The 22,925-nt window shown below is 63.3% G+C and carries 12 protein-coding genes; 2 read left to right on the plus strand and 10 right to left on the minus strand.

Annotation, left to right across the window (positions count from 1 at the left end; all coding sequences use genetic code 11):
- Positions 1-71: 71 nt before the first annotated feature.
- The gene (locus tag ABD903_RS10140) at positions 72-908 is read left to right on the plus strand and encodes a universal stress protein (RefSeq protein ID WP_345223848.1); all 837 of its coding nucleotides are present in this window, start codon (positions 72-74) and stop codon (positions 906-908) included.
- 121 nt (positions 909-1,029) lie between these two features.
- On the opposite strand, the gene ABD903_RS10145 is transcribed toward ABD903_RS10140, so the two are convergent.
- The 10 genes from ABD903_RS10145 to uxuA form a co-directional block, all read right to left on the minus strand.
- A complete protein-coding gene (locus ABD903_RS10145; protein ID WP_345223850.1) occupies positions 1,030-3,702 on the minus strand; it encodes a glycosyl hydrolase 115 family protein in 2,673 nt (890 codons plus the stop codon).
- A 384-nt stretch (positions 3,703-4,086) separates the two neighbouring features.
- Positions 4,087-5,190 (minus strand): endo-1,4-beta-xylanase, encoded by a 1,104-nt coding sequence (locus ABD903_RS10150; protein WP_345223851.1) that lies wholly within the window; start codon positions 5,188-5,190, stop codon positions 4,087-4,089.
- A gap of 291 nt (positions 5,191-5,481) precedes the next feature.
- Positions 5,482-7,365, minus strand: coding sequence for an endo-1,4-beta-xylanase (locus tag ABD903_RS10155; protein WP_345223853.1), 1,884 nt, complete (start codon positions 7,363-7,365; stop codon positions 5,482-5,484).
- Positions 7,366-7,453: 88 nt separating this feature from the next.
- A complete protein-coding gene (locus ABD903_RS10160; protein ID WP_345223855.1) occupies positions 7,454-9,655 on the minus strand; it encodes a glycoside hydrolase family 3 N-terminal domain-containing protein in 2,202 nt (733 codons plus the stop codon).
- A 355-nt stretch (positions 9,656-10,010) separates the two neighbouring features.
- The gene (locus ABD903_RS10165) at positions 10,011-11,957 is read right to left on the minus strand and encodes a sialate O-acetylesterase (RefSeq protein ID WP_345223856.1); all 1,947 of its coding nucleotides are present in this window, start codon (positions 11,955-11,957) and stop codon (positions 10,011-10,013) included.
- 93 nt (positions 11,958-12,050) lie between these two features.
- Positions 12,051-13,796 (minus strand): RagB/SusD family nutrient uptake outer membrane protein, encoded by a 1,746-nt coding sequence (locus ABD903_RS10170; protein ID WP_345223858.1) that lies wholly within the window; start codon positions 13,794-13,796, stop codon positions 12,051-12,053.
- Between the two features lie 121 nt (positions 13,797-13,917).
- Positions 13,918-17,058 carry a SusC/RagA family TonB-linked outer membrane protein gene (locus tag ABD903_RS10175; RefSeq protein ID WP_345223860.1) on the minus strand — a complete coding sequence of 1,047 codons (3,141 nt, stop codon included), beginning with the start codon at positions 17,056-17,058 and terminating at the stop codon, positions 13,918-13,920.
- Between the two features lie 66 nt (positions 17,059-17,124).
- Positions 17,125-17,940 (minus strand): SDR family NAD(P)-dependent oxidoreductase, encoded by an 816-nt coding sequence (locus tag ABD903_RS10180; RefSeq protein WP_345223862.1) that lies wholly within the window; start codon positions 17,938-17,940, stop codon positions 17,125-17,127.
- 20 nt (positions 17,941-17,960) lie between these two features.
- A complete protein-coding gene (locus tag ABD903_RS10185) occupies positions 17,961-20,081 on the minus strand; it encodes an alpha-glucuronidase family glycosyl hydrolase (protein ID WP_345223864.1) in 2,121 nt (706 codons plus the stop codon).
- Positions 20,082-20,114: 33 nt separating this feature from the next.
- The gene (gene uxuA / locus ABD903_RS10190) at positions 20,115-21,359 is read right to left on the minus strand and encodes a mannonate dehydratase (RefSeq protein ID WP_345223866.1); all 1,245 of its coding nucleotides are present in this window, start codon (positions 21,357-21,359) and stop codon (positions 20,115-20,117) included.
- Between the two features lie 338 nt (positions 21,360-21,697).
- Here uxuA and ABD903_RS10195 point away from each other — a divergent pair, with 338 nt between their 5' ends.
- The gene (locus tag ABD903_RS10195) at positions 21,698-22,876 is read left to right on the plus strand and encodes a LacI family DNA-binding transcriptional regulator (RefSeq protein ID WP_345223868.1); all 1,179 of its coding nucleotides are present in this window, start codon (positions 21,698-21,700) and stop codon (positions 22,874-22,876) included.
- Positions 22,877-22,925 lie beyond the last annotated feature (49 nt).

Here is a 22,925-nt window from a genome sequence, read left to right on the forward strand (position 1 = left end):
ATTCAAGCCTCCTCCACTCAGCTCCTTACCTTAAAACGTCAACCGCCATGTCGCTCAATCTGGTCCAATCCATGCCTTCGTCCGTACCCGCCGCCGACAAGCCCGTCCTGTCCCTGATTGTACTGACCAACTTTTTCCCGGCGGCCCGCCAAGCCATTCGGTACGCGGCCGAGTTAGCTGCGCCCCTGGGGGCCCAGCTGGTGCTGCTGCACGTGCGCAACGTATCGGAGCTGGAAGGGGAATTGCTGACGGAAGACGAACGCGAAGGCGACCTGCTGGTGGCCGTGCAGGCCCTGGCCGATGAAGTGTACGTGCCCACCAGCGTGGAGCTGGCCCCGGATCTGCAGCTGAGCACCGCCGCCGAGCTGGCCGCCCGCTACGCCCCGGCCGTGTTCGTGCTGGGCCGCTCCAACGAATCTACGGAGAATGAGGGCGTAGCCGATGCTGTGCTGGACGTGCTCCGCAGCGCGCACTTCCCCCTGATTCTGGTCCCCGAAACCTACCACGGCCCCGTTACGCCCACCCAGGTAATGGTGGCTGCCGACGGCGAACCGTTCACGCTCGATAAGCCCGCTGCCGCCCTGCAACTCCTGGCCGAAGCCGAGCCCCGCATGACGGTGGTAACGGTATCGGCCAGCGAAGCCGACCGCGGACTTACCGCGGCGCTGCACCAGGTAAAAGCCAGCGGCCTGGCCAATACCGCCCGCCACACCACCCTGGAAGCCATTCACGACGCTTACCCGGTACAGGGCCTGCTGAAAGCCGTAACCCTTACGGCGGCCAACATGGTAGTTCTGGTGGCCCGGCGCCGGAGTTTCCTGAGCGAAATGTTCCACCGCAGCGTCACAAACCGCATGCTGCGCGCCTGCCCGGTACCCATGCTGGTGCTGCCCGCCATCGACGAATAACCTAACCCGAACAGCACCGGCGGCTAATGTGGCCGCCGGTGCTGTTTTCGCCTGTAATTAACTGGGCCGTGCGCCCGCTTCCCGTATCCTGCGGCCCGGAGCAGGCGCGGGCGCGGGCTTTTTAACGCTGCCCCACGCTTCCCTTGCTTTCAATGACCTTGGGCGAGGCCGCGCCGCGGGGGCTTTCCGGCGGCCCCAGGTAGCTGGGCTTCAGCCCGCCACAATCAATAACGAGTTTCTGCAGCACCACGCCGGGGTCGACGAGCCAGAACTTGAGCGTATGCTCGCCGGGCTTGCTGAGCCGATGCTGTGAGGTTTTGATAATGATGTTCTGGGCCACGGCCTGCTCCCAGGGGCGGTTGCCGTTGTCGGCCACCATACCGGTGTGCAGGTTGATGAGCTGCGGCGCTTCGTCGTCGAAGCTTACGGCGTAGCGCAGGCCGCCCTGGTTTTTGAAGTCCAGCGTTGGGGAGAAATACGCCTGCACGGTCAGGGGCGCAGTGGTGCTGAGCTGCACGCGGTATTCCAGGTGGGGCGTGTTGCCGCCCGGCGTCGGGCTGCCCACCATGGGGGGCATTACGGTTACGCCGGAAAGCGTACGGCCCAGGTCGGGAATAACCTGCCAGGTGGCCCCGCCGCCGTTTACCGCCTTGTCGTAATGCTCGGCCTCGATGCTCACGTAGCCATCGGTTTCTAGGAAGCCGCTGCCCGCAGCGGGCAGCTTGCCACCCGGCTTGGTTACGGCGGCCGAAACGGTGGGCTCCACCAGTGCCTTGATTTTATCGGGCGGCAGCGTCACCACCTCCGGCATCTTATCCACGGGCGGCTGCTGCCAATACGTGTAGCCGATGTGCGTCTGGTCCATCATGTGGTTCCACTTGCCGCCGGCCAGGGCGTGGTAGCGCTGCTTGATTTCGGCGTCCTTGGCAAACAGCGCCTTCGCCTTTTCAGCCATTGCATTGGTATTGGCCTGACCCTTTTTAGCGGCATCGTGGTTCAGGGCCACCGTGTAGTACAGCTCGTTGAGGTTAGCGCCGGCCAGCACCGGGTGCAGCACCAGCTGAAAGTAGGCGTCGCGGTACTGCGCGGGCAGCTGCTGGTTTATCTGCTCGGCCTGGATCAGGAGCTGTTGCCAGTCGGCCACCACGGTGGGCCACTCGTTGTAGTTGGTCAGGCTGAAAGTATTTTGGTCCAGCAGCTCAGGTTTTCGGCGCGCGTTGTACTTGGCGTATTTAGCCAGGATGTCGGCAATGCCGGCGGCGTGCTTAGCGCCAAACTGCGCGGCGGCCCACTCGCGGTGGTAGCGCTCCAGGCTGCTGGCGGGCCACTTGTCGGGGTTCCAGGCGTAATCGAGGAAGAAGCTGATGGGAAACTCCATAGGCTTCAGGTCGCCCACGTTCACAATCCAGATGCGGTCGGCGCCGTAAGCGTGGGCCAGGTGCATCTGCTCCCAGATGCGCGGCAGCGGGTTCGTGTTCAGCCACTTGTAGTTGCGCGGGCCGCCCACGTAGTCGAAGTGGTAGTAGATGCCGTAGCCGCCGGCGCGGGGCTTCTCTCCCAGCTTGGGTAGCTTGCGGATGTTGCCCCAGTTGTCGTCGCAAAGCAGTAGGGTCACGTCGTCGGGTACGCGCATGCCGCGGTCGTAGTAGTCCTGCACTTCCTTGTAGAGCGCCCAAAGCTGAGGCGTTTGCTCGGCGGGTTTGCCGGTGGTTTCGGCGATGATGCGGCGCTGGTCGGTCACAATGCGTTCCAGCAGAGCAATGTTGCTTTCCTCGCTCATGGGCTCGTCGCCGTCGCCGCGCATGCCAATGCTCACGATGTTTTCGCGCTGGCCCATGCGCTCCATGCCGCCGCGCCAAAACGCGCGCAGCGCCTCGGCGTTGGTTTGGTAGTTCCAAGGGCCTTTGCCGAAGCGGCGCCACTCGTCGTGGGCGCGGGTAAGCGGCTCGTGGTGGGAGGTGCCCATTACAATGCCGTATTCGTCGGCCAGTGCGGGGTTTTGCGGGTCGTCGGCGCTGAAGGCGTTGCCCCACATGGCGGGCCAGAGATAGTTTCCCTTGAGGCGCAAAATCAGCTCGAACATGTGGGCGTACATCTTTGAGTTGACGCCGCCGAACTTCTCCTGCGCCCAGCCCTGCAGGGCGGGAGCTTCGTCGTTAATAAAAATTCCGCGGTACTTTACTTTCGGCTCGCCCAGGGTGTGGCGGCCGGGCAGCACGTACAGCGACTTTTGCGGTGCCACCGGCACATCAGCCCACCAGTACCACGGCGACACCCCCATTTGCTGCGAGAGGTCGTAGAGGCCGTAAATGGTGCCGCGTTTGTCGCTGCCGGCCACCACCAGGGCACGGTCTACGCCGGCCATGGGTTTCTTAATGGCTTGCACCACAAAGGTTTCCCACTTCCCGGCCAGCCCGGTAGCGTCCAGCTTTTGGTCGCGGATCAGCTGATCGATAAGCGGGCTTTTGCCCACGGTACCGATAATGACCACCTGCTTGCCGGCTGGCGCCTGGTCGGTCGTTAAGGCCGGCTGCCTTTGGGTCACGCGGTTGATATCGGCCTGCAGGTCGCGGGCGGCGCGCAGCACGCCGGGCCAGTCCTGAGCGCTGGCAAACAGCGGCGCGGCCTTGCCGCCGGCCACCAGCGGAAAACGGCCTTTGCCCTTCTCCGACGAAACGTAAGCCTCCGAACCGGGTACGGTGGGCAGGGCCAGCAGCGGCAGGCTACTGAGCAGCAGAAGCAGCAGCGGCAGCCAGCGCAATAACGAAGTGGCAGAAAGACGAGGCAAGGGCATGGAAATGCAAGGTAAACGGACGGAATCCTATTATTAGAACTAACTCCCCTCCTCAGCTGACGCCCGAACGCGTGAGCGTGAAGGGGCGAGTGTAGCTCTGGGTTGGTGGTGGTTGATTTCTCTAGAACAAGGGGAAAGAACGTCTTGTCGAGCTTGTCGAGGCATCTCGCGTGCTGATGCCAGATAGCACACCCAATCGAGAGAGATACTATCGGGCGAGATGTCTCGACAAGCTCGACATGACCGTTCAGACATCATTCAACCACCCCTAGCCCAGAGCTACGCTCGCCCCCTTCACGCTCACGCGTTCGGGCGTCAGCTGAGGAGGGGAACTAGTACTAGCTGCTTAGTGCGCTCCTAGCTTCAAACTCCTAGCTTCTCAAATCAAAACGTCACCACTTCCTGAAAAGCCTTTTTGGGCTTCATGTTCTGATCGAAGAGCAGGGGGTAGTTTTTGCGGCCGGCCACCGGGTAGGTATCCAGCCAGGAATATTTGTCCGACACGTTCCAGAACGTGACGCCGGTGAGCACCTGCTTGTAGTCGCGGAACACGCGAAAAAACATCTTGTACTGCGCGGCCTGCTGCTGTTCCAGCGCCGGCGTGTACGCATCCGACTCGCCCGGACGCTTGGCGCGGCGCGCCTTTTCCCAGGGGTAGATGGACACGTCGAGCTCGGTTATCTGCACTTGCAGGCCCAGCGAAGCGTATTGCTCAATGGCCTTGCGCAGCTCAGCTTCCGTGGGTTCCTGCAACGACCAGTGCCCCTGCAGCCCCACGCCGTGCACGGGCACCTTGGCGTCTTTGAGTTTCTTGAGCAGGCGGTAAATACGCTCCCGCTTTTCGGGGCGCTCGGTGTTGTAGTCGTTGTAAAAAAGCACGGCTTGCGGGTCGGCGGCGTGGGCGTACTCGAAGGCTTTTACCAGGAAATCTTCGCCGCAGATGCGGTACCACTCCGTGTCGCGCAGAAACTCCTGGGGGTTGTCGGCAATGGCTTCGTTCACCACATCCCAGGCGTACACCTTGCCTTTGTAACGATTCACCACGGTGGTGATGTGGTCTTGCAGGCGCTTGAGCAGCACTTCCTTCGATACCGGCTTGCCCTGCGCGTCTTTGAACAGCCAAGCCGGGGTTTGCTCGTGCCAAAGCAGCGCATGACCGCGCACCCGCAGCTTGTTGGCCTGTGCAAAGTTCACGATGGCGTCGGCATCCTGCCAGTAGTAGCGGTTTTCCTCCGGGTGAATGGGCCCCATTTTCATGGCGTTTTCCGGCGTCACGCTGCTGAATTGAGCCTTAATCAGCGCGGCCTCCTCCCCTTGCAGGCTCTGCGGCCCCACGGCCACGCCCACCGGGAAGTAGTCCCGATAATAGTCCTTCAGGCCTTTATCGGGGGCGGGGCGCTGGCTGCTGAGCAGCGTGGTGCTGCCAATGAGCAAGCCGCCCAATAACGCACGGTGGGCGGTTTGTTTAAGTATGCGAGTCGATTTCATATTCGTTTCAAAGCCAACGCTGCCGCGTTACCCCACGGCCGACGCAAACCGGGCACCTCCACCACTTTCTCTTCCGATGCTTTTCACTCACCAAATGCATCTTTTTTAAGCAGAGGTTCCCGGCTTACGCGGCCCGTTTCCCACAGGGCATTTCGGGTGGCGGGCGGTTAACCGCCCTTCGGTTGGTTTATCACTTCCCGCTTTTCGTCAGCCGCTTTTGCGGTAAGCGCTTCATGTTAAGAGGGGAGCCTGGCTCCGGCCCAGATTAACCAGAACCGGCACCAAAAAGGGTTATTCCACCAGCAGCTTACTGGTAATCAGGCCGCCATTTTGCTCGGTGAGCTGCACCACGTAGAGGCCGGCGGCCAACTTCAGGAGCAGGTCCACGCTGGGCTGCCGATGCAGTACCTGCTCGTGCACCACGCGGCCGCGCAGGTCGGTGATACGCAGGCGCGTCAGGTCGGCGGTGCCGGTAAAGCTCACGCGGCCGTTGGCGGCGGGGTTCGGGAACATGCGCACGGCCGTTTCAGCCAGCTGCCGGGTGCCGAGTACGGTGGTGCGCACGTAGTTTTTCAGCCACACCAGCGCCGCGCGTTCGGTGTTGTCGGCATTGGCCAGGTAGGCCACCTGGGTGGTGCGCCAGTGGCCGGGGCGGTAGCCCCAAAGCGTGATGCCCCGCACGGCCGGATGCTCCCAAAGCGTGGGGAAAATGCGCTGGTACTCGGTCAGTTGCACCGCGTCGTCGAGCTGGCCCGCGCTGTTCACCCCGTCAATATCCAGCTCGGTAATGTAGAGCGGCTTGCCAGCCGAGGCCAACAAGGTGAGGTTGCTGGCCAGCGTGGCCGCGGGCACGCCGCGGGTGGAAAAAGCATGGCCCTGAATGCCCACGGCATCCACCAGATTGCGCTGCACCAGCAGGTTCACGATGCCCAGGTAGCGCTGCGCGTTGGCCTGGGTGTTGATAACGCTGTAGTCGTTGATCATCAGCTGGGAGTTCGGGAAATACTGGCGCGCCAGTTGAAACGAGGTAATTACCCAGTCCCAGCCCGTGGTGCCGGCCCCGCCCAAGGCGTTGTAGTAGTTGCCGGCGCCCCCGCCGGGGTTGTTCGGGCCGTTGTTGCCGGTCGAGCCGTTGAGCGGCAAATCGTTTGTGGGCTCGTTTACCACCTCAATCTGGTCGATGTTGGGGTAGCGCTGGGCCACGGCGGCAAACCACTCGTTTATTTCCGCCAGCTGGTCGGCCGGCGAGAGGGTTTCAATCCAGATGGGCTGCTGCTGGCCCCAGATCAGGGTGTGCATTTTAAACGGGAAGCCGTTGCGCCGGGCCAGATTGTAAGCCGAGTCCAGCTCGGCCCAGTTCATCTGGTTGCGGGTAGCTTCCACCGAGCCCCACTTGCCCGCGTTTTCGGGCGTTACCTGGTTGAAGTAGCGGTTGAAAAACGGCTTCTGCGAAGTGCTGTACACGCCGCCCAAGAACTTGCTCTTGCCCTGGGCCATGGGCGGCCCGCTGGGCGTGAACGTTACGGGCGGGGTGCTGCTGCCCTGCTGGTTGTTGTCGAACTGATCGGGGGTAAAATACAGCCCGGTCTGGCCGAAAACCAGCTTGTCGATGTCCAGGCCGTCTTCGCGGGCCCCAATCTGAAAGGTCTGGGCGAGGCCGCCGGCCGCCACGGTAAAGCTGATGGGGACTTCGCCGCCGTTAAAGCGCGACAGGTTGATCCACTTCCACACGCCCGTGCCGGCGCCGCCGGCGCCTTCCACCGCCACGTTGCCGCTGCCGCTGGCGTAGCCCACCGCGTTCAGCTGATTCACGGTAATCCAGGCGTTGTCGTCGGCGGGAGCCTTGGTGCCGAAGCCGTTGCCGTAGTAGAAGCTGTCGTCGTTGGCCCCGCCGGCGTTTACCCGCACGCGGGCGTACAGGTCGTAAGAGCCGGCGCCAGGGAACGTAACCGCGTAGCTGATGACGCGGGCGGCCGTGCCCGGGTTCTGGGCGTTAATGGTGGCGGTGGGTGTTATGGTTACGTACTGCACACCGGCCTGGGCGGGCGGCGTGGTCCAGTCGGCGCCCAGCGTGCCGCTTTCGGCCTGCTGTAGCACGGGTGCGTTCTGCGCCGCCGCGCTGCCGATGCTCAGGAGTCCGAGCAGGGCCAGGCAAAGAGTAGTGGTGTTGTTCATGGATTGTGGAAATGGGTGCGAGGAGCGGCAAGGCCCCGGTGGTTGAATGGGGTTCTGAAAAGCATGCGGATGATGAGCTGCGAAAGGCCTACCTCACCGTGAGCTGAGCCGTGGCGGCCCGACTGATGCCCAATGCCTGACTGCGGGCCGTGGGCAGGGCGCCACCCACGGCCACCGTAACCGGACCGGCCGGGGCCACGGCCTGGCCCTGCGCGTTAATGCGGGCCAGCTGCGCGGGCGTGAGCGTAAACTTTACCGTTTGGCTGGCGCCCGGGGCCAGCTGCACCCGGCGGAAGCTTTTCAGGGAGTACAGCGGCGTTTGGCTGCCCTTGGGCGCGGTGTGCGTTAGGTAGAGCTGCACCACTTCTTCGCCCGCCACCTTGCCGGTGTTGGTCACGCTGACTTCCACTTCCACCGGTTTGTTTTTGGCCGCTTTCCGGGGCAGCTTCAGCGCGCCGTACTCGAAGCGGGCGTAGCTGAGTCCGTAGCCGAAGGGATACATCGGTTCGGCGGCCTGGTAGCGGTACGTACGCCCCTGCATGCCGTATGCCTCGTAGGCCGGCAGCTGCTCAAGCGACATGGGGAACGTGATGGGCAGCTTGCCCGAGGGCGAGGCTTTGCCGAAGACGATGTCGGCTACGGCGCTGCCGCCCTCCTCGCCGGGGTACCAGGCCAGCAGCACCGCGTCGGCCAGCTCGTGCACCTCCTGCAGGTTCATGGGCGAGCCGCCGGTAACCACCGCAATAATGGGCTTGTCGTTGCCCTTGCGCAGGCGGCGCAGAAAATCGAGCTGGTTGGCGGGCAGGTTGTAGTCGAGCCGGTCGCCGGCGTGGGGCGAGGCAATGGACTCGCCCTCCTCCCCTTCAATCATACCGGTGATGCCCAGCACCACGATGGTCGCGTCCGATTTCTTCGCGTCGCCGGTGGTCCAGTCGATGGGGTTCACGTTGGGCCGGTCCAGCAAAATGCCGGGCTTGTACTGCATTTGGCTGCCGGGCTGAATACCGGCCACCAGCCCTTCCAGAATGGTGGTCATGCGCGGGTTCACGCCGTAGTAGTTGCCGATGAGCGCGTCGAGGCTGCTGGCGTTGGGGCCGCACACGTAGTACTTGGGCAGGTCGTTGCGCAGGGGCAGCGCGCCGTTGTTTTTGAGCAGCACCATTGATTTCAGCGCCACTTCCTTCGCCAGCGCCCGGTGCGCCTCGCTGTTAATTACTGAGGCGGGAATGTTATCGTAGGGCGACGCGCCTTTGGGGTCGAACAGGCCCAGCTTGAAGCGGGTGCGCAACAGGATGGCCAGCGCGCTGTCTACCTGCGCTTCGGTAACCAGGCCCTGCTGCACGGCGGCGGGCAAGGTTTTGTACTCGCTGCCGCAGTTTAAACTCACTCCGCTTTTCACGGCCATGGCCGAGGCTTCGGCGGCGTTTTTGGCCACTTTGTGCCCGGATGCTGCAAAGTAGTCTTCCAGGGCTCCGCAGTCGGTTACTACGTGGCCGCGGAAGCCCCACTCCTTGCGCAGCACATCCTGCAACAGGTACTTATTCGAGCAGCACGGCTCGCCGTTGGTGGCGTTGTAGGCGCACATCACGGCTTCCACGTTGGCCTCCTGCACCAGCGCCTGAAAGGCGGGCAAATAGGTTTCCCGCAGGTCCTGCGGAGAAGCCAGGGCGTTAAACTCGTGGCGCAGTTTCTCGGGGCCGCTGTGCACGGCGTAGTGCTTGGCGCAGGCTGCCACTTTCAGGTGCTTGGGGTCGTTGCCCTGCAGCCCGCGCACGAAAGCCACGCCGAGGCGCGAAGTCAGGTACGGGTCTTCGCCGTAGGTTTCCTGCCCACGGCCCCAGCGCGGGTCGCGGAAGATATTCACATTGGGTGTCCAGAACGAAAGCCCGCCGTATTTCAGGCGGTAATCCTTGGCCGAAGCGGCATTGTACATGGCCCGGGCCTCGTCGGATATGGCCGTGGACATGCGCAGGGCCAGGTCTTCGTCAAAGGTGGCGCCCAGGGCAATGGCCTGCGGAAACACCGTGGCCGTGCCCGAGCGGCCCACGCCGTGCAGGGCCTCGTTCCACCAGTTGTATGTAGGTACGCCCAGGCGCGGAATGGCCGCGCTGTAGTCCATCATCTGGCTGGCCTTTTCCTCCAGCGTCAGCTGGGCCATGAAATCCCGCACGCGGGCGTTCAGCGACTTACTGGGGTCGAGGTACAGCGGCGCCACGGTGGCCGGGGCCTGCGCAAATGCCACTACCTGGCCCACCGCAAACACCGCACAGAGAATGGTTTTTCGGGTCATGGGAGACGGAAAAATGAAACGTGAGGGCCGATAAAGCCAGCACCTGAACGGGAGCAGACTGGCAAGGCCGGCAGCCCCCGGAAACCGGGCAAACCCGACTTCCGAAGACTACCAGCTACCAGCGCGGCTTCCCCAAACCGGCCTGGCAACAACCTACGCCGGGGGCAGCCGAGCCCGGTGGCCGAAGAACCCTTCCCACGGCCACCGGACCTCGCGTGCCCATGGCGGGCACGCTTGCCGGTTGCTCGGCACTGGGCGTGTTCCCTCGCACGCCCTCGGCTGTACTCCCCTTAAGCGGAGGCCACTGGCTGGCACCTTGCGGGCCAGTTACTTGTCGCGCCCGGGAGCGGCGCGTTTATTTGTCGGTGCGAAAAGGCGAAGCCGGCAGGCCCGCCCGGTTGTAGAGGTTGGCCCCCTGGGGGTTATCGGCCCAGGCGTAGCGCACGGCTACGGGGCTGGTAACCTGCTCGTTCCATACCACCACTTGGTCGCCTTCGATGCGAGCCTGCGCCCACACCCATTGCTGATCGGGTCCGGCAATGGCGAAGTGCCGCAGCTCGCCGCCTTTGGCCGTTAGGCCGCCGCCGGTGTTGCTGAAGCTGAGCGTGACTTTATTGCCGTTCACTTTCATGCCCTGGTAGAGCGGCCCGGAGGCTGCTACGTCGGTTTCGCCGTAGGCTTCGCGCCGGGCAGCCAGCGCCAGGCGCTGCCCCACGGTGACTTTGTCGAGCGGGTGAATGTCGTTCCACTCGCCCGCATCGATGGCCACGGCCATGGCCGTGTGCGGCACGGCAGCCAGGGTACGGCGCTGCTGGTCGCGCAGCTCGGCCCAGCTGCTTTCGGCGGGCTGCTCTTTGGCCTCCATAAAATTGGCCAGCTGCACGTACAGAAAGGGCAGGTTGGGCTGCTGCCAGGCGCGGCGCCAGTCCGTTATCAAGGCCGAAAACAGCTGCTGGTACTCGCGGGGCTGTTTGGTGTTCGACTCGCCCTGGTACCAGATAACGCCCTTCACGGTGTACGGCGCGATGGGCGCCACCATGCCGTTGTAAAGCACGCCGGGCTGCCACTGAAAAAAGGTGGACGAAGCCAACGGCTCGGCCCTGGCGCCCAGCTTGTACTGCCACGGACCGCGCAAATTCAGCGTTTGGCCGCCGGCGCGCAGCTCGTAGGGCTTATCCAAGGTGAAGCCGCCGCGCCCGCTGCTGTTGATGACGCGCACCACCAGCACGTTTTTACCCGGCTTCAGAACGCCTGCGGGCAAATCGTACTTGCGCGGCGGGTACTGGTACGAAGTCGTGCCCACAAACTGCCCGTTCAGGTACACCGAGTCGGCATCGACGATGGTGCCCAGCTCCAGCCGGGCCGGCTGCCCGGCCATGGCGGCCGGTACTTCCACTTCCTTGCGGAACCACACCACACCGTTCACCGGCCCCAAGCCCTGATCGGCCCAGTAACCGGGAATATTAATCGTTTTCCAGTCGGCGGCGTTATGGCTGGGCGAAGTCCAGGGCGTTTGGCCTTTGGCAAAGCCCTGGTCCTGCTGCCGTAGCTGGCGGTACCAGGCGTTGCTGGTGGCCTGCTCCTGCTGCTGCACGCGGGCCACGTTGGTGAGACTGTCCTTGAGCTGCAGGGCGCGCTGCTGATACGCCGGAAAAGCCTTTAGGGCCTCCGGGCTCAGCCAGGACTCGGCCGGGGAACCACCCACCGCGGCCCGAATCAGCCCGATGGGCACTTTGTATTTGGCGTGCAGCTCACGGGCGAAGAAGTAGCCCACGGCCGTAAACTGCAGCACCGATTGCGGCGTGGCCGCGGTCCAGCGGCCCGAGGGCAAATCTGCCTGCGGACCGCTCACGGCGTAGCGCGTGGGCGCATCGAACTGACGAATTTGCGGGTTGGTGGCCTGGGCTACCACGTCGGGGTACTTGTCGCGCACCCGCGCCATGGGCAGCTCCATGTTCGACTGCCCCGAGCATACCCACACGTCGCCCACCAGAATATCGCGCAGCGTGAGCTGGTTGCTGCCTTTCAGCGTCATTTCGTAGGGGCCACCGGCTTTTAGGGCGGGCAACTGCACGCGCCATTTGCCATCGGGACCGGCAGTGGCGCGGTAGGTTTTGCCCTGAAAGCTCACGGCTACCGCCTCGCCCTTATCGGCCCAACCCCACACCTGCACCGGCGTACCGCGCTGCAGCACCATGCCGTCGCCGATGAGGCGGGGCAGCCGGATGGCCGCCTGCGCGGGCCGCAACGGCAGCACCAGGCAACTTAAGGTTAGCAGAAACAGGTAAGGGTTGGCTTTCATTGGTTGGTGCACTGGATAGTAAGCGGCTACATTGGCTGGCAGCGCTGCCGCAAACTGGTGGTGAAACAACCAGACTGCGGCAGTACGCCGCGCTTAGTAGCAGCCGTTCTGCTGTTGGATGAGGCCGCTGGTGCGGTCGATTTCCTGTTGCGGAATGGGGCGCAGAATGTAGCAGGCCTGGATGTTAGCTCCGGCCGCCGAGCCGTAGGTGCCGCCCGGCACGGTTTGCACGCGCGGCACTTTGGTTACGTCCTGCACGCGCTCCACCAACTTGCCGGTACGCACCAGGTCCAGCCAGCGCGTGTGCTCCCCGGCCAACTCGCGGGTACGCTCATCCAGAATGAAGTCGATGTTCAGCTGGCTGGCGGTGATGCGCATCTGGGCCTGGCGCCCCGGGGCGGCGGCCCGCTCGCGCACCGTGTTGATGTGGGCCACGGCCTGGGGCAGATTGCCCAGGTACATGTTGGCCTCGGCCGCAATGAGGTAGGTTTCGGCCAGGCGGTACACGATGAAGGGCCGCGTGGAAGGGTTGTTCACGCCGCCGCGGCGGGTGTCGTCGTATTTGTTCAGCACCGGGTAATACTCGGTGGTGTACTGGCTGGGCTGAATTACACGGTACGGGGCGGGCGTGCGGCCGGCAATGCGCGCTAGGCGGGCAGCCGAGAGCTGGTAGCCAGGGTACCACAGGGCCGTGTCGCCGCGCACGGCTGCGGCATTGCCGCCGTTATTGCCGGGCGAGTTTACGCGCCAGAGCGTGGTAAACCACTTGTTGTAGCGCGTATCGGTGGTGCGCAGCGTGGGGCCGCTTTCGCCGGGCAGCACGTAGGTGCTGAACAGGTAAGGCGTGGGTACGAAACGGGAGAAGGGGCGGCCGTTGGGAATATCGCGCACCATGTTGCCCACCAGGTCGTAGCGGCTGCGGAACAGGAAGGTCGACACGTTGGCGCCGGTGGCGTTAAAGGGGTCGGTCTGCGAGAAGGTGGCGTCGGCGTTGTACTGCACGTTAAAGAGTATCTCCTTGCCGTTCTCGTTGCCTTCGGCAAATACCTGGGCCGGGTCGGCTTCCAGGTCGCGGGCGTACCGGGCGCGGTTGGTAATCAGGTCCTCCGAGTACTGCTTGGCCTTGGCGTAGTCATCGGCCTGGCGGGCCGAGGAGGTGGCGCGGGTCAGGTGCACTTTGGCCAGCAGGTGCAGGGCCGTGGCGCGGGTTACGCGGCCGGTATTGGGCACGCCCGCAAAGCCGGCGGTCTGGTCGGGCAGGCCGGCGAGGGCGTCGTTCAGGTCCTGCACGATGGCATTGTACACGTCGGCAATGGGGGCGCGGCTGATTGCCTTGGTGGGCGTTTCCACAAAGCTGAGCATCAGCGGCACATCGCCCCAGTAGCGCACCAGCAGGAAGTAGTATTGGGCGCGCAGCAGTTTGGTTTCGGCCACAATCTGCTGCAGGCGGGCCGGTGCCATGCCTTGCACCGAGGCCGAATACTTCAGCACGCCGTTAGCGTCGTTGATGTAGCGGTAGATGATGTTCCACTGGTTCGTGAACACGCCCGAGGCCGGCCCGAAGCCGCCGCCGCGGTTGTACTCGTCGAGGCCGTCCTGCGTGGCAATGCCGCGCATATACTCATCGGTACCGGTAACGGCCATGAACATGCCCTGCTCGTTGCCGTAAATGTTGCGCATGCCGGAGTACACCCCGGTCAGGCCCGCCTCAATGCCCTGGGGCGTGCCCAGGAACGAAGGAACCAGTACGGAGCGCGGATCTTCTTCCAGGATGTCTTTGCAACCGGAAGACGACAGCAACAGGCCCACGCCCATTAGTGCCAGAAAAGACTTTTTCATATCGAAAGTGCCCACAGGCACTGGATTTTAATGAGGAATTTGGAGTCAGTAGCCCGCAGGCAGGAGGAAGCCGGGCGGGTATGCGCGGCACTTCCTCCCTGCTTGCGGCGGCTGGCAGGTTTTAGAAGCCCAGGTTCACACCCACGATAAAGGAGCGCAGCGCCGGCGACGACACCCCCCGCCCGGCCAGGCCGGGGCTGTTGGTGTTGGGGTTGCCGTCGGTAAACTCGATGCCGTTGGCGGCCCCGCCCGAAGCGTTAAAGCGCGAAGAGTACGAGAGGGCATCGGGGTCGATGGCCTTGTTCTTTTTGTACACATCCACCGGCGACCAAATCAGCGGGTTCTGCACCTGCACGTAAAGGCGGGCCGTGCTTATTTTGGCTTTGCTAACCACGCTGGTTGGCAGCGTGTAGCCCAAATCGATGCTGCGGACCTTGATGAAGGTGCCGCTCACGTAGCCCAGCACGCGGCTGTCGGGCGGAAAGTCGCCGTTGCCCTGGCGCGGCTGCGGGAAGTTGTTGGTTGGGTTTTGCGGGGTCCAGTAATCGAGGTTGATCTGGTTGCGGCGGCCTTCAAAGGTGGTGAAGTACGAGGGGCCGAACAGCAGCGGATCGACGATGGTGGCGCCCACGCGGGTGAGGGCCACGGCCGTCAGGTCGAAGCCTTTGAAGCGGAAGCGGTTGGTGAGGCCGGCCTCAAACTTGGGCTGGCGCGTGCCCAGAATCTGCCGGTCGGCGGCGTCAATCTTGCCGTCGTTGTTCACGTCTTCAAACCGGATTTGGCCGGGCCGCACGCCGTAGCGCGCCGCTTCCGACTCTTCGCCCAGCTGCCAGATGCCGATTTTCTTGAAGTCGTACAACACGTACAGCGGCTGCCCGATAAAGCGCTGGTTGCCGATGTCGTCGCGCTTGTTGCCCTGCTCGTCGCGCAGGTTCAGGTCCAGAATCTTCTCCCGGTTCACCGTGAAATTCCAGTCCGTAATCCACTCAAAGCCGCCTTCTGAGCGCAGGTTGGTGGTCGACAGGGTTAATTCCACGCCGCGGTTCTGGGTTTGGCCGGCGTTTACCACCACCGAGGTAAAGCCGCTGGCGCCGGGCAGGGCGTCGGGCAGAAGCAGGTCGTTGGTGCGCTGCCGGTAGAGCTCCACCGAACCGTTCACACGGTTGTCGAAGAAGCCGAAGTCCAGGCCAAAGTTGATGGTGGTGGTGTACTCCCACTTCAGGTCTGGGTTCGGAATGGAGCCGGGTACCACGCCCACAGCCCCGGTGGCGCCGTAGTTGTAATAACCATTGCCCAGGCTCGACTGCAAAGAGCCCAGCGTTTGGTAGGGATTAATGGCGGTACTGCCGGTGCGGCCAATGCTGCCGCGCAGCTTCAGTTGGTTGATCCAGCTGCGGTCCAGCATAAACGACTCGTTGGCCACATTCCAGGCCACGGCCGCCGACGGAAAATTGTCGCCCTGGCCGCCCAAGCGCGAGGAGTAGTCGCGGCGAATGGTGAGCGTGGCGGAGTAGCGGTTGTCGTAAGCGTAGTTGAGGCGGCCCATCAGCGAGGTAATGTCCCAGCGCTGAAAATTGCTGCTGGTGGCTACCGGTTTGCCCGCGCCCAGGTTGTTGTAAAGCTGGTAAGCGGCGGGCAGGTCCTGCGCCGTCGTCGAGAAGTTATCGGTGCGGAAACCCTGCCAGCTGTAGAGGCCGGTAAAGTTAATGGCGTGCTTTTCGGCAATGGTGTGGTTGTAAATCAGCAGGTTTTCCGCCAGCAGGTTAAACGCGTTGGTGTTGTTGCGCTGGGCCTGGTTTACGGCCAGGGTACGGGCCGGGGTGTTAGAGGCGTAGAAGTTGCCGTAGTTTTCGGAGCGGGCATCTAGGCCTAGGTTCAGGCGGTAATCCAGTCCTTTCAGGATGTTCACCTGTCCGTACAGGCTGTTGAAGCTGCGCAGGCGGCGGCTCTGCTCCTTGTGCGCGTTTTCGGTGTAGTAGGTCAGCGGGTTGGGCAGAGCGGTATCGGTATTGGGGTACAGCACCGGAAGGCCGTCGGCATCATAAGGCGAGGCCAGCGGGCTGGCCGTCAGAATGTTATTCATGATGTTGAGCGTCGGATCATCCTGCTGGGTGAAGCTATTGAGCGTGTTCAGCCCCACCTTGATGCGCGTGCCCACTTGCTGGTCTAAGGTGCCGCGCAGGGAATAGCGCTGCAACTGCTGCACCGGCACCACGCCGGTTTCGTCATAGTAGCCCAGCGAAGCGGAATACTGCGTTTGCTCCGTGCCGCCCGAAAGGCCCAGGGCGTGGTTCTGGATGCGGCCGTCCTGAAACAGCAAATCCTGGAAATCGAAGCTGCGGCCGGCGGCGTAGTTGTCGCGCTCCTGCTGGGTTAGGAAGCTGGCCGTTCCTTCGGGGTTGGAGTTGCCCCCAGCCAGAAAAGCCTGACGCCGGAACTGGTAGTACTCCTGGCCGTTCTGCAAATCAAAACGTTGGGCGCGGCGGGTACCGTAGTAGCCGCTGTACGTGGCGCGGGTGGCGCCGGCTTTCCCACGCCGAGTGCTGATAAGAATAACACCGTTGGCGCCGCGGGCCCCGTAAATGGCCGTTGAGGAAGCATCTTTCAGCACTTCCAGCGACACGATGTCGTCCGGGTTCAGGTCGTTCAGGTTGCCATCGTAAGGCACGCCGTCCACCACCAGCAGCGGGTCGTTGCTGGCCACAATGGATCGGTTGCCGCGGATGCGGATAACCGGGTTCTGGCCGGGGGCGTTGCTGCTGCTGGAAATGTTTACGCCCGCCGCGCGCCCCTGCAGGGCCTGGCCTATGTTGGCCACCGGCACGTCGCGCAGGGCCTGCTCATCAACCGACGAAATAGCGCCCGTTACCTGGCTTTTGCGCTGGGTACCGTAGCCCACCACCACCACTTCCTCCAGGGCTTTGGTGTCTTCGCTCAGCCGAATATTAAGCGTGGTTTGGCTGCCCACTACCACCTCCTGGGCTGTGTAGCCCACCGAGGAAAACGTGAGCGTGGCGCCAGCCGGTACGTTAATGGAAAACGAGCCGTCAACGGCCGTGTTGGTGCCCTGGGTAGTGCCTTTCACCACAACCGTAACCCCAGGCAGGCCGCTGTTGTCGGGACCGGTCACGCGGCCCGATACCGTTTGGGTGGTTTGGGCCATCACCTGAAGGGGCGCCACCGAAGCCAGCGCCAAAGGCGCGGCAACCGTGAGCAGCGGCCACCCCAGGCGCAGGGCCGAGTTAGATAAAGGTATTCTCATGGCTGTGGGAAAGTTGTAAGAGAGGAAAAGTTGAGAGGAGTTCAGGGTTGCGGCCGCCGAAAAGCGTCAGAAGCCGATGGAATTGCCGCCGTCGACGGGCAGCGAGGCGCCCGTGATGTAGCGGGCCGCCTCCGAGGCCAGGAACACGGCGGCGTGGCCGATGTCCTGGGGCTGACCAAACTTGCCCATGGGCGTGCGCCGCATGGCCCGGTCGCGGCGGTCCGGGTCGCTGTTCATGGCGGTGCGGCTCATCTCGGTTTCAATGAAGCCCGGCGCAATGGCGTTAACCCGCACGTTGTACTTGGAGAATTCGGAAGCCAGCACCTTTACCATGCCTTCCACCGCCGACTTGGAGGCCGCGTACGCCACCACCCGATCGATGCCGTAGTAGGCGGCCATGGACGAAATCATGAGGATGCAGCCGCGGCGGCGCTCCACCATGCGGGCGGCGCAGGCCCGCGTGAGCGAAAACACGGCGTTCAGGTTGGTGTGAATAATGCGGCTAAATTCTTCGTCGGTGACTTCCAAAGCGGGCTTTTTCATGTTCACGCCGGCGTTGTTCACCAAGATGTCCAGCGGCCCGAAGGTGGCTTCGATGTGTTCCACCAGGCCGTCCAGCCGGTCCAGCTCGCAAATGTCGTTGGTGAGGTAGTGCACCGATTCGCCCAGTTCGGCTACGGCGTCCTGCAGCACGGTTTCGCGGCGGCCGGTAATAACCACGGTGGCGCCGGCTACGCTCATGCAGCGGGCTATTTCCAGCCCAATGCCGCTGCCCCCGCCGGTAACCAGGGCTAGTTTGCCCTCCAATGAAAACGGGTTGGGCTGGTGCTGCCCGTTTGCCTGCGGGAGCGGTGACGTAAGATGTTTGATATGGGGTGCCATGCGGGAGTAATGCAAGGGGGTTAGCGCAGCTGGTAGAGGTCCACGAGCTGCTTTACATCGGCCAGGGTGCGTTGCGGGGGCGTAAAAGGGGCCGGTATGGGCCGGCGCGACCAGGTTTGGAAGTACAGCACGCAGGCGTCGCGCCACCACAGGGCTTCCTTGTGCTGGGTTTGCAGGCGGGCGGCCACGTCGGCGTGCAGGGCGGCGTCCAGCTGCGGCCGCACGCTGGCCCACTGCTGCTGCAGCCACTGTACCGAGTCGGCGCCGGTGTAGTAGCGGGTGCACAGCTCGTCCCAAAGCGTGCGGCCGGTGCTTAGCGGCTGGCTCCAAGGCACATGGTGAAACCAGAGCAGGTAGTCGGGCGCAATCGTTTGCGGATTACCCCAAAGTTGTTGCACGGCGGGCTGGTATAGTTTCAGCGCGTTCGAGCCCGTGGCGGTGCGGTCGAAGCCCAGGCCCTCGGAATCGGCGCGGTGGTAGTACACCGACGTCCAGTCGGGCCGGTCGCTCTGGGCCAGCCAGGGCTCGGGGCCGTAATGAATGCTCTGCCCCATAATGTGGTGCAGGCCCAGCGGCGTGGTATAGCGCACGTAAATGCTGCGCGTTTGCTGCATCAGGCCCGCCACGGTGGCCACGGCCCGGGGCTCGGTGGTGAGGGTTTGCCGCGTCCACTCCTCGGCAATGGCCTGCGAAGTGAGCGTGTGGTCCCAGGCCAAGCGGCCGTAGGCGTACCAGTTGGCCTGACCCAGCGGGTGCCCGGTCCAGTTGCGGTCGGCGCCAATGTTGGCCACGCCCGCAATGCCGCTCACGGCGTGCTGGTCCACGGAGCCGTCCACTACCCGGGCTACCGTAGAAGCTGGGCCCTTGGCGTGGGTGTCGGCATCGAGGCATTCTTTGATGAGCGGAGCCAGGTACACGGCGTGGGTAGCAAAGCCCAGGTATTCCTGGGTGAGCTGCACTTCCAGCACCAACGGCGTGCGCGGCATGGCCCCAAACAGCGGATGAAAAGGCTCCCGGGCCTGAAAATCGATGGGGCCGTTCTTTACCTGCACCAGCACTTTCGGCGCAAACTTACCGTCGAGGGGCAGAAACTCCTGGCTGGCGGCTTTAAACCGGTCGCCCTTGGCGTCGGCTTTGTACACGAAGGCGCGCCACATCACCAGCCCGTCGTGCTGGCCCAGGGCGGCGGCCAGCATGTTGGCCCCGTCGGCGTGGTGGCGGCCGTAATCCTGCGGGCCGGGCTCCCCCTCGGAGTTGGCCTTTACCAGAAAGCCGCCGAAATCGGGAATGGCGCGGTAAATTTCGTCGGTTTTGCTTGTCCACCACTGCCGCACCTTCTGGTCGAGCGGATCGGCGGTGGGCAGGCCACCGATGGTTTTGGGCGCGGCCCAGAACACCGACAAATACACCCGAATGCCATACGGGCGCAGCACGCCGGCCACGGCAGCCACCTTTTGCAGGTATTCGGCGGTGAGGTAGCGGGCCGAGGCATTCACGTTATTCAGCACCACGCCGTTAATGCCCACCGAGGCGTTGGCGCGGGCATAGTCGCGGTAGCGCGGATCAATGACCTCGGGCAGCTCGTACCACTTCCAGATGGAGGAACCCGCGTAGCCGCGCTCCACGGTGCCGTTGGGATTGTCCCAGTGGTTGAGCAGGCGGTGCTGAATCTTGGGTGTGCTGGTTAGCGCGAGGTTTGTCAGTGGCTGGCGCGTTTGCAGCTGCCGCAGCAGCGCGAAGCTGCCGTAGAGTACAGCCGCATCGGTGCGGCCAGTAATTACGATGTTCTGCTTGTCGGTGAAAACGCGGTAGCCTTCGGGACCCAGCGGGGCGTTTTTGGCCGCAGCGGCGTCGGTTCGTAAAATGATGCCGCCTTTCCGGCCCTTCTCCTCCCCCACCATCGGCACCGCTTTGCCCAGCATACCTTGCAACCCTTGCTGCAGCTCCTCGGCCGCCGTTTTCAGCGTAGCCGATTCACCGCCGGCCACGATAAACTGCGCCGCCCGCTGGTACTCCTTGCGCAGGGCGGCATCGGCCACCACGTCGTACTTCAGCCACAGCCGGTACCCGTCGTCGGCCACGCAGAACGGCGCGGCGGCTAGCAGAGTGAACAGCAGGGGAACAAGCGAGCGAAGCAGCATAACGGGAAGGCAAGGCAGAAGCGGAACGGGTAGTTAAGCGAGGGTGCGGGCGGTTTCGGTGGTAAGGATGCTGGCTGCCTCGGCTTCCAGGGAGCGGCGAATGCCCAACTCCAGGCCCCGCAGCTCGGCCAGCCCCCGCAGGCGGCCAATGGCAGAGTAGCCGGGGTAGGTTTTCTTGTGAAGGTCGTCGAGCATTTGGTGGCCGTGGTCGGGGCGCATGGGCAGGGCGGGCTGCGCAAACCCGCGCCGTTCGCGGCGCTGCTCCTGCAGTACCAGCTCGCGCACCACGGCGTACATGTCCACGTCGCCGGTCAGGTGGTCGGCTTCGTGGAAGTTGCGCGGGTTTTCTTCGCGCTTGGTGGCGCGCAAATGCACGAAGTGGATGCGGTGGCCGTGCCGCTGCACAATGCCGGGCAGGTCGTTATCGGGGCGCACGCCCAAGGAACCGGTGCAGTAGGTGAGGCCGTTGGCGGGGTGGTCGAAAGCCGCAAACAGGGCCGCAATGTCGGCTTCGGTGCTCATCACGCGCGGCAGGCCCAGCAGCGGAAACGGCGGATCGTCGGGGTGAATGCAGAGGTTCACGCCGGCTTCGGCCGCCACGGGCCCCACCTGGCGCATAAAGTAGTGCAGGTTTTCGCGCAACTCGTCGGCCCCAATGGCCGCGTACTCGTCGAGCAGAGCCTGAAAGCCGGCCAGCTCGAAGGCTTCTTCCGAGCCGGGCAAACCCAGCAGCACCGTGTTGCTCAGCTGCTGCCGCTCCTCGGGGCTCATGCGGCCAAACTGCTCGTGGGCGGCGGCCGTTACGGCGGGCTCGTAATCGACGTGGGCCCCAGGCCGCTTCAAAATGCAGAGGTCGAACACGGCGAAGTCCTGCCACACAAAACGCAGGGCGCGCGAGCCGTCGGGCATTTCGTAGCTGAGGTTGGTGCGCGACCAGTCCAGCACCGGCATAAAGTTGTAGCACACCGTGCGCAGGCCGCAAGCCGCCAGGTTGCGCAGGCTTTGCTGGTAATTCTCGATGTAGCGCTTCCGCGTGGGCAGGCCTTTCTTGATGTCCTCGTGTACGGGCAGGCTTTCCACCACCAGCCAGTGCAGCGGCGCGTACGCCGCGTTATCAGCCTCAATGAGCTGCTGCCGGGCCCGAATGTCCTCCACCGTCCACACCTCGCCCACGGGCACCTGGTGCAGGGCGGTTACCACACCGGCACAGCCTGCCTGGCGGATAGCAAACAACGAAACCGGGTCGGATGGACCGAACCAGCGCATGGAGGGGATCATACGCGCGCTTGGCAAAAAGTACAATTAGCAGAGCTACCTATCCTGTTCAGCAACGCGACAATGGGGGAAAAGCAGCGGGGCCCGACAGGTGTTCTTGCCGTCGAAGATATAGGGACGAATGGACGCCGCGCTACTCGCAAAACGCCCAAAACACCCTGATTTCGAAATAAAACTATCGGAAACGTTTTCGAAAACGGTTACGATAGGTAACTTTCTGATCCGATGGAATAATTTTTTTTCCTCAGATTATCTTCAAATAATCAAACGCTACCCAGCGGCTCCGCTTCTCCCCTCGCCCACGGGATTTTTCTAAAATCCCATTTCCCCCTCGTTCACCCATGATGAAATGCAGCAAATGCAGCTCGCCCGACGGGGTGCAGCGCGCGGGCTTTATTCGCGGCCGGCAACGGTTCTTCTGCAAGCTCTGCGACTACCATTTCATCGACCACCAAGTGCCCCGCGCACCCGAGCGCAAACGCCACCAAACCACCATCAGCGACGTGGCCAAGGTGCTGGGCGTGGCGCCTTCCACGGTATCGAGGGCCCTGAACGGCCACTCCGACATTAACAGCAATACCCGCGAGGCCATTATTGCAGTGGCCCGGCAGCTCGACTACCAGCCGAACCTGCTGGCTCAAAGCCTGAAAAGCAGCGCCACGCACACCATTGGGGTGGTGATTCCCGACATCGAACGGCCGTTTTTTGCCACCTGCGTGAGCGGCATTCAGGAGGTGGCCGCCGAAGCTGGCTACCGCGTCATGATATGCCAGTCGAAGGAGTCGTACGACATGGAGGTGAGCAACGTGCAGGCCCTGCTGGCCAGCCGCGTAGACGGCCTGCTGATTTGCCACTCCCGCGACACCCAAAACTTCGACCACGTGATGCAGCACGCCAGCAAGGGCGTGCCTATCGTGCACTTCGACCGCGTGTGCAACGAGGTGGACAGCGCCCAGGTGGTGCTCGACGACTGGGGCGGCGCCTACGCCGTTACCGAGCATCTTATTCAGGAAGGCTGCCAGCGCATTGCCATTCTGGCCGGCCCCGAAACGCTGCTTATCAGCAAGCAGCGCATCAGCGGCTACCAGAATGCGCTGCGGCGCTACCGCATGCCGGTGCGGCCTGAATACGAGGTGCATAGCAACTTCCAGCCCGACTCGGCCCTGGCGGCGCTGGATGCCTGGATGGCCCTGCCCGAGCCCCCCGACGCCATTTTTGCCATCAGCTACCGCAACGCCTTCGATATTATGCTGGCCCTGAAACAGCGCGGCCTGCGCATTCCGCAGGACGTGGCCGTGGCCGGTTTTGGCGACGAGTTTCTGGCCGCGCTGGTGGAGCCTGGCCTGACCACGGTGAACCTGCACCCGCACCGACTGGGCCAGCAAGCCGCCCGGCTCTTCCTCGACCAGGTGCGCCAAAAGGAGGATTTCAAGCCACGCACTTTCGTTATTTCCGGCGACCTGGTCATTCGGCAGTCTTCGCTGAAAGGCCGGGGAGGGTATTTTAAACTGGAAATCTAATCTACCCCCAGCGGCTTGGCGCATGTACCCGCAGCGTACTGCGGGAAAT

Origin of the sequence: Hymenobacter koreensis, assembly GCF_039541855.1 — a bacterium.
GTDB classification, from domain to species: Bacteria; Bacteroidota; Bacteroidia; order Cytophagales; family Hymenobacteraceae; genus Solirubrum; species Solirubrum koreensis.